8 protein-coding genes are annotated in these 14154 nt (G+C 37.0%); all 8 read right to left on the bottom strand.

Annotation, left to right across the window (positions count from 1 at the left end; all coding sequences use genetic code 11):
- Window positions 1–7 precede the first annotated feature (7 nt).
- Window positions 8–1960: an alkyl/aryl-sulfatase gene (locus tag L0669_RS20990; RefSeq protein WP_263759822.1), complete on the bottom strand. Its 1953-nt coding sequence runs from the start codon at window positions 1958–1960 to the stop codon at window positions 8–10.
- Window positions 1961–1964: 4 nt separating this feature from the next.
- A complete protein-coding gene (locus L0669_RS20985) occupies window positions 1965–3041 on the bottom strand; it encodes a sterol desaturase family protein (RefSeq protein WP_263759821.1) in 1077 nt (358 codons plus the stop codon).
- Window positions 3042–3316: 275 nt separating this feature from the next.
- On the bottom strand, window positions 3317–3910 hold the full coding sequence (locus L0669_RS20980; RefSeq protein WP_263759820.1) for a DUF1214 domain-containing protein: 594 nt from the start codon (window positions 3908–3910) through the stop codon (window positions 3317–3319).
- Window positions 3911–4317: 407 nt separating this feature from the next.
- Complete coding sequence (locus L0669_RS20975; protein WP_263759819.1) at window positions 4318–4869, bottom strand: DUF1254 domain-containing protein; 552 nt, start codon at window positions 4867–4869, stop codon at window positions 4318–4320.
- 59 nt (window positions 4870–4928) lie between these two features.
- On the bottom strand, window positions 4929–6857 hold the full coding sequence (locus tag L0669_RS20970; protein ID WP_263759818.1) for an arylsulfatase: 1929 nt from the start codon (window positions 6855–6857) through the stop codon (window positions 4929–4931).
- A 93-nt stretch (window positions 6858–6950) separates the two neighbouring features.
- Window positions 6951–8894: an arylsulfatase gene (locus L0669_RS20965; RefSeq protein ID WP_263759817.1), complete on the bottom strand. Its 1944-nt coding sequence runs from the start codon at window positions 8892–8894 to the stop codon at window positions 6951–6953.
- A gap of 28 nt (window positions 8895–8922) precedes the next feature.
- Window positions 8923–10395 (bottom strand): RagB/SusD family nutrient uptake outer membrane protein, encoded by a 1473-nt coding sequence (locus tag L0669_RS20960; RefSeq protein ID WP_263759816.1) that lies wholly within the window; start codon window positions 10393–10395, stop codon window positions 8923–8925.
- Window positions 10396–10411: 16 nt separating this feature from the next.
- A complete protein-coding gene (locus L0669_RS20955; RefSeq protein WP_263759815.1) occupies window positions 10412–13543 on the bottom strand; it encodes a SusC/RagA family TonB-linked outer membrane protein in 3132 nt (1043 codons plus the stop codon).
- Window positions 13544–14154: the final 611 nt, after the last annotated feature.

Genomic DNA, 14154 nt, shown 5'->3' with positions numbered 1-14154 from the left:
TTTGGTTTTAAGGGGTTACAATATTCCAATACGGATTTGCAGGTTCAAAAACACTTGCCAATTCTCTGAATTTAAACGGATCACCTTCAAAACTAACGCCGTCTGAAGTCAGAATTTCTCTTGCCGTTTCGGGATTTGATAATAGGGTTACAAACTTGGCTTTTGGGATGGTTAGGGTAAATTCGGTTTTATCATTTGGTCGGGTTTGACTTTGGTGCAAAACGCCATTTTTAAGATAAACCAAGATGTTTTTATTCAGTTCAGGGAAAATGAAACGCAATTTCACGTCTTTTCCGGCTGCTTTTGTTCCGTCGACAGTAACTGATAAATAATCGAAAATAGCTTCAGGAGTTAGGGTAGATAAAAATCCTGCGGCACGATTTACCGGGTTTTTAGGAACAATTACGCCTTCGCGAAGTTCTTTGGCTCCGGATAAATATAAATCTCTCCAAATTCCGGATTCACTCTGATAGGCGATTTGTTCGAAAGCATCGGCTTGTAAATTTTTAGCAGCTACATTCTCCGGATTGGCAAAGATTACATGTTTCAAAACTTCGGCAACCCAACGGTATTCGCCTTTCTGGAAACTTTCGGTTGCTTTTTTCAAAGCTGCTTCTTCACCGCCAAACCATTCTACATATTTTTTAGCCGATTCTACCTGAGGTAGTTTATCGTAATCAGCAGGATTTCCGTCCCACCAGCCTAAATAAAACTGATACGTTGCTTTGGCATTGTGTTTTACCGTTCCGTAAAAATCACGGTTGTACCATTCTTTGCCTAATTCGGCAGGAAGTCTTATTTGTTCGGCAATCTCGTCTTTGTTCAAACCTTTGTTGGCAAGATGCACGGTTTGATCGTGTACGTATTTGTATAAATCTCTTTGTTTTTCCAGGAAAGTAATTCCTTTGTCATGTCCGTAAACCGGCCAGGTATGCGACGGAACGATGAATTCGGTTTTATCTCCAAATAAATCAATAGCTTCATCCAGATATCCTGCCCAGGCTTTTGCATCTCTGGTTTTTGCTCCACGAGGCGTTAAAACATTATGATAGGTATGACTTGCGATTTCGGCAGAAAAGAACACTTTTTGAGCAGGAGCAAAGACCGTTAGTTCGGCCGGAGCTTCAGAATTCGGCGTAAGCTGAAAAACTAAATCCAAACCATCAATGGTAATTTTTTGTCCTGTTTTTTCGACTTCAAAATTAGGCTGTAAAAGTGAGGAAGAACCTCCTGATAAAAACGGTTTTCCTAAACCTACATCGACCTGACCTGTTGCGCTTCGTTCTAAACTTAAACCAAATTGATATCCGGCTCTTCGTCGCATTACGTTTCCTAAAAGTACATTTTCGCTTACAGCTTCTTCATAAAAGCCTTTTGGCGTGATGAATTTTACTTTTCCGGATTTGATATCTTCTGCTGCAACCAAACCTTCTAAACCTCCGTAATGATCGCCGTGACTGTGCGTAACAATTACCGCAAGAATAGGTTTATTGGCAACATGTTTTTTGACCAATTCGTATGCCGCTGCCGAAGCTTCGCCAATCGTTAAGGCATCAATAACTACATAACCGGTTTTGGTTTCGATAAACGAAATATTGGCGACATCAAAAGAACGAACCTGATAAACGCCATCGGTAATTTTAAACAATCCGTTGATGTTGTTAAGTTGCGCCTGACGCCATAAAGCAGGATTTACCGTGGAGGGAGATTTACCTTTTATAAAAGCAAAATCATTTAGATTTACAGCAACATTTCCGGTTTTAGATAGAATTTTACCATCAGCAAGAGTGGCAATAAAGCCTCTTTTGGCATCGGTAAAATCGGCAGTATCATCAAAGTTTAACTTTGAATATACTGCCTCATTTGATTTTTGGGTAAAAGTTGACGCTTGTTTTGGCGCTTGTGCATGGGCAACAATGGCGAAACCTACTAAAAGCGTCGTTATTTTATTTTTTTTCATATTCTTATACTTGAACCGGTTCTTCCTGATAAATAGGTGCCGAAGCAACAACTGTCTCTGCTTTAGCTCTTACCGGAACGGCTAAAACTCCTTCTGCCAAAGCACTTCCTTCTTTTTTAGATTTAAATATTGGCCACAAAAATTGTGCGTACCATTCTTCTTGTTTGTACGATTTCATTCCGTATGATTTTGGATATTTACGGGTAATTAAAGCCGTTCCAAAAATTACGTCCCAGATAAAAAACATGTTACCAAAGTTTCCTTTAAAGTGTCCAACACCATCGCCGCTTGTATCTGCGTGATGTGCGTGATGCGTTGCAGGAGTGGAGATTAAGCGTTCAAGAACCCACGCAATTGGATGTAATATTCTGTATTTGTAAAAAGGTTTGTCCCATTTTATACTAGAATGTGCTCCAAGAGTGATAAAACTTTTAATCACCAAAACAAATAAAGCCGGTAATCCTAAACCTAAATACGTTAATGTAGCGGTTAGATAAATTTGAGAAAAGAAAACCGTATAGATAAAGTTTTGTCTTGATGCCATCGCCATTCCCATATACGGAGCCGAATGGTGCGTTCTGTGAAATCTCCATAAAAACGGAATCTGATGATGCAAACGGTGGTACCAGTATTGTGTTAAATCATCGGCGATTGCGATCAGGAAAAATCCTCCCCAAAACGGAACCCATGAAAGTGAGTTCGCCAAATTTGGGATTAAATAAGGCAAGGCTGTTAAGCTGAAAAAAGCAATTACAGGTGGTAAAAGCAATTTTGGCGCTAAGAAACAAACAATATCTACTTTGCGTTCTTCGCCTGTCCATTCGTCATCGTACAAACCCGCTATAAATTCTATAGTTCCCAGAATGAGCATAAAAGCGGTTAATCCCCAGGTGCGAATGTTTTCGAAAGCAGGTTTTGTGAATTCTAAAAACGATGGTAATGTAAGATGTGACTCTGCTACAACGCCATTTGTGAGTTTAAAATACAAAAATATTGCCACTACTGGCAATGAATATATTAAGAAACTAATGCTTAAATCTCTCGTTAATCTGCCTCTTGAATTGTGATCTATTATTGCCATGATTTTTTATTTTAAAAATTTACTAATTAGTGCTAAACCTCCCGCCAAAATGACTAGCGGAACTAAAAAAACAATCGTTCCTACGACGATTTTTTTCCCTATTATTTCAAAGTCGACTCTCTTCATGATTTCTAATTTTTATGTTTATAACCCTATTGAAAATCAGTATGTTTTGGTAAACGTAAAAATAAATAAAATAAACTTCTAATTCTATGGATTTAGTCGAGTTTTATTTATAAGATTTTTCAAATTTTGTTATAATCCTTATTACTATTTTATTTTACTTTTTGAATGGTTGGAAGTGCTTCAACCGTTAAATTCTCTCTCAGTTTTTCAGATGGTAAATACAAACGAATAATTAAACTTGCTTTCTGAACATTCGTGATAGGCAACCAGTTTTCTTTTTTCTCAGTCCCTGAAAGATTGATTTTATACGAAGTACTATCCGCTTCATATTTTACATCTTCAAGATTATAGCTGTATTTGTTGATTGGGTTTTTAATTAAAAAACCATTTTCGTCATATGCTGTGATACTCCAGTATTTAGCATCAAGTTTTTTCCCGCTAATTACATAATCCGCTTTAGGATCTATTGCATTTCCTTCGCTATCAGTATTTGTACTTAAGTAAATCACTTCTTTTTTAGTCAGGGCATAAGGACCGTAAACTGCCACTTGTGCAATTGTAAGTAAATCGGCCGAGTTGAGGTCTTTGTCTTTATCAACAGTTTGCCAGTTGCCAATAATGCGTTGCGAATCGCTTTTTCCGGATTTAATATTATAAACGCCAACGGCGCTTCCGAATACAATAGCCAGAATGATCAATGCCACGGCAAGACCTATCTTTTTAATTTTTTGATTTAAAGCCATTTTTATTTGATTTTAAGTTGAATATTTTGATTTCTCAATACTTCCCTCATTTTTGTCATCCCGAGGAACGAGGGATCTTCGCAAGTAGCTCCGTCTAGTAATTGCCAATCTTTGTCGAGTTACTCGCGGAGTTTCCTCGTTCCTCGGAATGACAAGCCTTGTGGTTACTTTGTCTAAGCTGATATGTACATTTTTTTTTAGGAGCTAATCCCGCTATCCGTTCCAATCTTTTGTGGCGAACCCCGCCACAAAAGGATTTCCACTTCTATCGGGGCTAAGACATTCTTTGTCGAGTTACTCGTTTTTACCAGTGATATTTTTTCGAATTAAAACAAAAAAAATCCGTTTAAATCCGCGTTTTTGCAAAGCAAATCCGTGTCATCTGCGTCCCATGACAAAGCTCACATTTACTTCCCTAATTTCTCTACCGTAACACCGTGCTGCAATTCTGCCAATGTTTTTACCGGATAAGCTTTCGAAACTAAATAACGAAACAGAATCAATCCTTTTGTTGTTGGACTGTAAATGATTTTCTCTTTCGGAATCTTTTTCAAAACTTCAGCAGTACTTCCTTCAGGCGCTAAATAATATTCGAATTTTGCTTTTACTTTTTCTTCGTTTTCTACAAAAAAGTTAGTGGTGTTTTCCTGATAAGCCGAGATCGACCAATAAGTAGAATCGGGTACAATACCTGAAATTTTCAATACATTTTCTTTCAAATCATAATTGATTTTCGAATACAAAAAGTCAGGATTAGGTAGCGGAATTACTCTGCTGTTTTCAGCATCAGGCTGATTTCCAAATTGCGGCGTATTGACAACGCCCAGCGTTTTTTCGGCAAATTTATGTTGCACGTAATAGGGCGTTACCCAAATCGTGAGGTAGTAAAAGCCTACTGCAATTACTAAAAGGACCAAGGCAAAAATGCCTTTTTTGATCAATGGTTTTGTTGCTGCCATAATTTACTTGATTTAATATCATAGCTATTAAAATAAACTTAATAGCTATGACGGGGTTTTTACTTATTTTTCTTGTGAAGACGTTGTTTCAAAACATCTATCCAGTCAATAAAAGGATAAACGTTATTTTTCTTGGCCTGATCATCAAAATCTGCCAGAAGTTCTTTTAGCTTTTCAGGATTTTTTTGAGCCAGATTTACTCTTTCGTTAAAGTCAGTATTCAGGTTGTATAATTCCCAAACATCAGTATCAAACGTACTTGGACCTGTACTTTTGGCCAAAGCTCCATTATCTATAATATCAATAAAATCAGGATGATGTGGTGCCGAAGCTTTCCATCCGTCTTTGTACAATGCTCTTGATCCAAAAATATAATAATATTGAATTTTATGTCTTGAAGGCGCTTTTGCATCAGCATAAGAATACGCCAGTGAAGTTCCCTGAATAGAATCCTGAGCAATTCCTTTAATTGTTGCCGGCGCTTTAATTCCGATAGTTTCTAAAGTCGTTGGCAAAATATCATTTACATGACCGTATTGATTACGAATTCCGCGAGCTTTAATTCCTTTTGGATAAGAGATAATCAAGGGGTTTCTCGTTCCTCCTTCAGAATGTGCATCTTGTTTCAAATTTCTAAACGGAGTATTTGCCGCTAGTGCCCATCCGTAAGGATAATTTCCTTCTATTGCATCTGGCGTTCCCAGTAAATCTATTTTGGCAAGATTATTTTTTAAATCAGCTTCTTTAGAATTTTTTCCAAAAAGTTTTTTAAACAATGGTTCATCAATTGTTCCGGATTCAGTTCCTTCTTTACTGGCTCCGTTGTCTCCCAAAACAATGTAAAAAACAGTATTGTCTAATTGATTAATTGTTTTCAGATGATTTACAATGCGGCTTACTTCATAATCTGTATATTCCAGATATCCGGCGTAGATTTCCATAAAACGAGCGTATAATTTCTTTTCATCCGGAGATAAAGTATTCCATGCTTTTACATAAGAATCGCGCGTTGGTAATTTGGCATCGGCAGGAATTAAACCTAATTTCTTTTGGTTGGCTATGACTTTATCACGGTAAACATCCCAGCCTTCATCAAATTTGCCTTTGTATTTATCGCTCCATTCTTTGGCTACCTGATGTGGCGAATGTGTTGCTCCCGGCGCGTAATACAAAAAGAAAGGTTTGTTTGGCGCTGCATTTTTCTGACGATCAATATAAGTAATCGCTTTATCTGTGATTAATTCACTTAAATGTTTCCCTTTTAAATCTGCTGTAAACTCGTTTTTCGACTTGTCTTTTCCGGAACTATTTAATCTTGTATTTCCGTTTAACCAGGTTTGATCTTCGACTAAATCAGGATTGTACTGATCGGTTTCAGAACCTAAGAATCCGTAGAAATGATCAAAACCTTTTCCGGTTGGCCATCTGTCAAACGGTCCCGCATCTGTAGCGTCTTCATCCGGAGTAACTCCGTATTTACCAACAGCAAAAGTATTGTATCCGTTTTCACGTAAAATCTCGGCAATCGTTCCTGCCGATGATGGAATTCTTCCGTCCCAGCCAGGAAAACCTGCTGAAGTTCCGGTATGCGAAAAACCTCCAACATGCACGGCATGAGCATTACGTCCGGTTAATAAACTGGCACGTGTTGGTGCACAAATAGCGGTAGTGTGAAAATTGGTGTAACGTAAACCGTTGTTGGCTAAACTCTCGAAAGTAGGCGTGTTGATCAAACCTCCAAAAGCGCTTGTAGCTCCAAATCCAACGTCATCCAATAAAATCCAGACTACGTTAGGTGCACCTTCCGGTGCTTTTACAGGATCAGGCCAATATTCTTTAGAATCCGCCAGAGTTTTACCAATTACACCTTTGTAGTTGGGATCCGGTTTTATTTGCGCAAAAGTTATTTGCGAAAGGATCAATGCAGTAATCAAAAGCCCTTTTTGAGGCGATGTAAAACTGGCTATATTATTTCTTATTTTTTTCATTTTGTAAAGATGTTATCCTGAGAATTTTTTGAAAATTTACAGGATGATTTAAACCTGCAAGATTTTAGCAACTTGCAGGTTCTAGAATTGATATTAGTTAGAACTTCCGGTTTTTCCTGCGTTTTCAGTATTTCCGCCTTTCGTTACTTGTTTTACTAAATCCTGAAGTGTTTTTCCTTTATCTGCACCGTTATTGTGTATTCTTCTGTTGTATACATCTTGCCAGTCGATTAGCGGATAAACATTGTTTTCTTTGGCTTGCTCATCAAATAATTGTTTAAGCTCAGCTAATTTTTCAGGGTATTTTTTAGCCAAATTATTACGCTCGTTAAAATCTTCGTTTAAGTTGTACAATTCCCAAACATCATTATCAAAGTTGCTTTCGGCAGGTTTTTCATTTTTTCCTAACGCTTTTTTCACAGCAAACGAATCCGGTAAATGTGCCGCTCCGGCTTTCCATCCATCTTTATAGATTGCTCTGTTTCCAAAAATATAGTAGTACTGAATTTTGTGTAATGACTCTGCTTTAGCATCATTTAATGAAGCGTACAAAGAAGAACCCTGAATAATATCCTGTTTTACTGATTTGATATATTCCGGAGCTTTAATTCCTGCAATATCTAATGTGGTTGGCAATAAATCGGTTACATGGCTGTATTGATTTCTGATTCCGCCTTTGTCTTTAATTCCTTTTGGATAATAAACAATCAACGGATTATGTGTTCCTCCTTCTGATTGTGCGTCTTGTTTCCAGTTTTTAAACGGAACATTTGTTGCCTGAGCCCATCCTAAAGGATAATTAGTATTAAGTCCTTTTGGTGTACCAATTTCGTCGATATTCGCTAAGTTTTTCTTTAGGTTTTCTTCATCAGAACCGCCTTGTGAGAACAAGCTTTGGTTAATTGTTCCTTCAGTAGTTCCTTCTTTACTAGCTCCGTTATCACCAATTGCAACAAAAATTACGGTATTCTCTAACTGATTACTTTCTTTTAAGTAATTCACGACTCTTCCAATTTCATAATCGGTATAGGTTAAGAACCCGGCATAAACTTCCATAAAACGAGCATATACTTTTTTCTGATCCGGAGTTAGTTTTTTCCAGTCTGTAATTAATGGGTTACGTTCCGGCAAAACCGCATTGGCAGGAATTACGCCCAATTTCTTTTGGTTGGCAATTACTTCTTCGCGATAAGCATCCCATCCTTTATCAAACTTGCCTCTGTAAGGATCACTCCATTTTGTAGCTACCTGATGCGGTGCGTGTGCTGCTCCGGGTGCATAATACAAGAAGAAAGGTTTTCCTGGTGCGGCTTTTTGTTGTTTCTGAATGAAACTTATTGCTTTATCTGTAATCAATTCGTTTAAATGTCTTCCGTCAGATTTAATATGAACCTGATCTTCTACCAAATCAGGATTGTATTGATCTGTCTGAGAACCCAAGAATCCGTAAAAGTGATCAAATCCTTTTCCGGTTGGCCATCTGTCAAACGGTCCGGCATCTGTAGCTTCTTCATCCGGAGTTACACCATATTTACCAACGGCAAAAGTGTTGTATCCGTTTTCACGTAAAATCTCGGCAATTGTTCCTTTATCAGAAGGAATTCTACCATCCCAACCTGGAAATCCAGCTGATAAAATGGTATGAGAAAATCCGCTAACGTGCACTCTTCCTGAATTTCTTCCGGTTAATAATGCCGCACGGGTAGGGGCACAAATTGCTGTAGTATGAAAATTTGTATATCGTAAACCATTATTCGCTAACTGATCGAAAGTGGGAGTTTGTATCAAACCTCCAAAGGAACTTGAAGCTCCAAATCCTACATCGTCAAGTAAAATCCAGATAACGTTTGGAGCACCCTCAGGCGCTTTTACCGGATCTGGCCAGTATTCTTTAGAATCGGCTAATGTTTTACCAATAACGCCTTTAAATTCTTCTGGTTTGTTTTGTGTAAAACCAAATTGTGCAACAAGCAATGCAGTAATCAAAAGCCCTTTTTGCGAGCTTTTGATTGTACTATTAAATTTGAAATTTTTCATAATTATAGTTTTTTGGTTGTGGTTTTAATTAATATCCTGGGTTTTGTGGTAAACCAACCGGATCAATACTTCTTTCGCTTTGCGGAATTGGATATAGATTATTTCTTTCTGAAACAGAATTTTTAGCGGTTACTTTTTTTACTTCGGTAACCAAAGTGCCCCAACGAACTAAATCAAACCAGCGTTGTCCTTCCTGAACAAATTCTTTTTTGCGTTCTTCCTGAATGGCAGCCCTAAAAGTGGCTTGCGTTAATCCTGATAAATCTACAGAAGGGTCCGGAGTTGTAATTGGTTTTGCAAAAGCTCTTCTTCTTACCTGATTGATCAGTTCGTAAGCTTCCGGAGTTGGCGCTCCCTGTTCATTTATCGCTTCCGCTAAAGACAATAAAATATCTGCATAACGGATGATCGGGAAGTTAATAGCTACGTTGCCCGGAGTTGCTAAATTGGTAAAATCGATATATTTTTTAAAGATGGGTTTCGGGAAAGTATAAACATTAGCCGTTCCCGGAATTGGTAATTGTTTGGCATAACTTACATCTCTTCGGGTATCTCCGGCTGCATAAATATCATAAAATAAAGCAACGTCTGAGATTATATCTGCGGGTTCTGTCGCGGTGAAACCAATAAATGAAGTGGCCTGAAAAGTGCTTCCGCTAGATCCGTTTCCTGCCTGATTTGGCTCAAACTGAACAGAGAAAATATGCTCTTTTCCGTTCTTCTTTGTTTTAGTAAAAATATCCTGAAAACTTTCAAAAAGTCCGTATCCGTAACCTCCATTGATAACTTCTCTCGCTTTTAAAATAGCGTTTGGATAATCTTTTCGAGTTAAATATACTTTGGCTAAAATTGCTTTTGCCGCTCCTGATGTAGCACGTCCGGCATCACTTGCAGGATAAGTGGCTGGTAAAGCTTCGGCAGCATTTAAATCTGAAATAATCTGAGTGTAAACAGCATCTACAGTTTCTCTTCTCGATTTTAAACTTTCTAATTGTATAGAGGTTGGCTCATGCAATACGATAGGAACTCCTCCCCAAAGACGAACGGCCTGAAAATACAGTAATCCTCTGATGAATTTTGCTTCATTGATTAATCTTGTTTTAACAGTTTCATTTCCTGTTACTTTAGGAATATTATCAATAGAAACATTGGCTCTGTTAATACCGTTGTAGATTTGGCGCCACGCTACCTGAACACGATCAGAAGTAGCATCATGAGTTAAACTGCTCAAAGCTCTTACTTGTGGGTTTGTTGCCGAAACTCCTGCTGCTGCATAATCAGAAGCCATATCGGTTAAGAAATAAAGGTTTCTGCCAAATAAACTTTGTTCTCCCGGATCAAGACTTAAAGAGGCATAAACAGCAGTTACACTTGCAACAGCATCATCCTGAGTTTTAAAATATTTATCTTCGGTTACAAAAGAGGTAGGTGTTACCTCTAAATCTGTGCACGATGCAAATAAACCGGCACTTAGTATGATTGTTATTATTATCTTTTTCATTGTGTATATTTTTTACTTAGAAAGTTATGTTCAGACCTGAAATGAATGTTTTAGAGTTTGGATAAGAACCAAAATCAATTCCAGGATATAAGTTGTTTTGTTCATAAGAACTTACCTCTGGATCATAACCAGTGTATTTTGTCCATGTAATTAAATTTTCAGCAGATACATAGAATTTGATGCTCTTAGCACCTAATCTTGATGAAGCGCTTTTAGGTAGTGTATATCCTAAAGTGATTAATTTTAGTCTTAAAAAAGAAGCGTCTTCTACATATCTTTCAGAAACGATTCCAAGAGGAGAACTCGTTGCTCTAGGGATTTCATTGCTTGGATTAGTTGGTGTCCAGCGATCATCAAGAGTAACATTTGCATTTGTTCCAAGAGTAGAGATCTCTAATTGCTGATTTAAAGCATTAAATATCTTTCCGCCATAAGATCCCTGAAAAGAGAAATTAAGATCAAAATCACGATAAGAAACAGTGTTGCTGAAACTTCCAACAAATTTTGGCTGAGAAGTTCCCAGATTTCCTTTGTCAAGGGCAGTAATTACACCATCTCCGTTAGTATCAACATATCTTCTGTCTCCAATTTTTGTATTGGCTAAACTGTTTATTTTTGGCTGAGTATTAACTTCTTCCTGAGTCTGGAAAATTCCGTTTGTTTTATATCCCCAGAAAGTTCCTAATGGCAATCCTACTTTTACTGTTACGGGTTGTTGCTGTAATAAAGATCCGTTTGGCACTACCGGAAAAAACTGATCTACTCCGTTTCCTATCGAAAGTACTTTGTTTCTGTTTGCAGAGAATACAACATTGGAGTTCCATGAGAAATTTTCTGTTTTTACATTTTCTGTTGTCAGACCAATTTCAATACCTTTATTTTCAACTCCTCCAATATTTTCTAAAACTGTAGCGTAACCAGAAGTAAGCGGAATTGGTACGTTGATCAATAAATCATTTGTTTTTTTGTAATACACATCAAAAACAAAATTGATTTTTCGGTCTAATAATGATAAGTCTAAACCAACATTATATTGATTTGTTTTTTCCCATTTTAAATCCGGATTTGCCAATCGGGTAGGAGCTAATCCTGTTTGCAATGTTCCTCCAAAAGCGTAGTTTACAGAACCCATTTGCGCAAGAGAAAGGTAATTACCAATTTCCTGGTTTCCTGTTGTTCCAGCTGTAAGTCTAAGTTTGGCTTCGGTTACACCTTTAATATTTTTAGCAAAATCTTCGTCGGTAATATTCCATGAAAATCCTGCCGAAGGGAAATAACCCCAAAGAGATTCTGATCCAAATCTTGACGAACCATCGGCACGTGCAGATAAAGTAAAGTTGTATTTTCCTTTATACGAATAATTTATTCTGGTTAACCATGATTTCAACACACTTTCGAATGCATCACTATAGGGTTTTACAGCAACACCATCTTGCAAAGCGTTGTAAGTATTAGCATCATTTACAAAAGTATTGGATCCCGCATTTACAACTTCACCTTGAGTGTATTGAAGTGTATATCCTCCTAAAGCGGAGAACTTATGATTTTCGCCAAAAGTCGTATTGTAGTTCAAAGTGTTTTCATTCAGTACAGAGCTTACCAATCGATCTCCAACAGAAGCTAAACCTTTTGTTCCTGCTCCACTAGTAGTGGTTGAGGGAGCATAATAGTTTTGTTTGGTATCGATAACATCTCCGCTTACCGCTACTTTTGCTACCAATTTTTTAGTGATTTTATATTCACCAAATAAGCTGGTTAAAATTCTGTTTATTTTAGTTTCGTTGGTGGTACTTACCAAATCGTTAATAGGGTTTGCTATAATACCATTTACAGCAGTTGCATAAGGATTATTGGTTAAATTATAAGTCCCGTCTGCATTTTTTATAGGTACTACCGGAGGTTGGTATAAAGCTACCACTAATGGGTTTGGAGATCTTCCTGCAGCAGCACCGCCATTAGTACCAACACCATTAGAAATCGAATTACTGTAGTTGGCATTTACACCAAATTTAAATTTCTCAGAGTAGTTTCTTTCGTAATTCACACGAAGCGATATTCTTTTAAAATCCGATGCAATTACAATTCCGTCTTGTTGGAAATATCCTGCTGAAACAGCATATCTGGAACGTTCATCTCCTCCTGAAAATGATAACTGATGATTTTGTACAGGAGCCGCAGTTCTAAAAAGAGCGTCTTGCCAATCGTAACTTCCTGATGTTTTAAAAGCTTCTATCTGAGCCGGAGTAAAAGAAGGAGCCTGACCAATACTTGCCTGAACATCATTACGTAAACTTGCCCATTGGCTGGCATTCATTAAGTTTAGTTTTTTCGAAACATTCTGAAATCCAAAATATCCCTGGTAGGAAATATTATCCTGTCCTTTTGTTCCCTTTTTAGTTGTAATAATCACAACACCATTGGCACCACGAGAACCGTAAATGGCAGTTGCCGAAGCATCTTTTAACACTTCAATAGAGTCAATGTCAGCCGGGTTAATAGTAGAAAGTACATTCACAGTTGCACCTGCATTCGTAACACCTGCAGTACTATTATTGTTATCGTTATAAATTAAGATTCCGTCTACAACATATAGCGGTTCATTACCAGCTGTAATCGAATTTCCCCCTCTAATACGCACACTCGAAGAAGCGCCTGGACGCCCTGAACTTTGTGTGACTACCACTCCGGGAATTGCACCACGTAATAAGTTATCGGCAGATGAGGTGACTTGAGACAGATTGGCTTTTGGTACCGATGCTACAGAACCTGTAATATCTTTTCTCTTTTGAGAACCGTATCCAACCACTACCAATTCATCTAATTCCTGACGTTCTTCTTTTAAGTTGATTGTAATCGGGTTTTTATCTACTACTATTTCAGCCTTTTTATATCCGATGTAGCTTACAATTAAAGTGTATGGAAATTTTTGACCGGTTTGAAAATAAAATTTTCCTTCAGCGTCTGTCTGAACGCCGTGAGTTGTTCCTTTAATAACAACCGAAGCGCCTATAATAGGCTGATTTGTAACGTCGTCTACCACAGTTCCGTCGAGCTTAGACTGGATAAGAGGTGTTGTATTTTGGGCATTAATTCCTGCCGTGACAAGCAAGAGAAATAGTAATGAGTTTATTTTTAAAAAATTTTTCATTTCTTTGTACTGGTTTTAAGTAATTAACAAGAGGCCTTGAAAGTTGATTTTTCAACTCTCTAATGGTATTCTTGATTTAGTGATAAATGTTCTTTAAGCCTTGCCATTTCTGTTGCCGCAGAAATGGCTTTTTTTATTTACAGCAACAACTTTGCGTCTTTTTCATCTTAGTTTTTTTAGTTATTAGTTATTTTTCTTTTTAATATATAGGTACAATTTCAACAATCCTTTTTGATACAAATTAAAGTATCAAACAGATTTTTGTAATTTCAATAAGTAATCTTGAGGTGTATTTTAAATTTCGTTTTTTAAATCGATTCGATGAAAAAGAGATATCGAATGTAAACGAAAAAAATGCTAAGAATTAGCAACAGAAGCACATATAACAGACTGTGTTATAAGTATATTTTTTAGGAAGAATGTAATACGATATGCTTTCGGTTGTTTTCAAAATATAATTCTTTATGGTTTCAAATATTTTTATACTCTACTAATCCTATAGACAAAGTTAATTTTAATATAATAAAATCCAAAAATTTGTGCATTTTTTTTTAATCTAAAGCAAAATAAAAAAAATGGACGTCACTTTTTTTGTTTTTAAGTAACTGATA

Source organism: Flavobacterium bizetiae (assembly GCF_024271895.1).
GTDB lineage: Bacteria > Bacteroidota > Bacteroidia > Flavobacteriales > Flavobacteriaceae > Flavobacterium > Flavobacterium bizetiae.
This window is presented reverse-complemented; position numbering and strand designations above follow the sequence as displayed.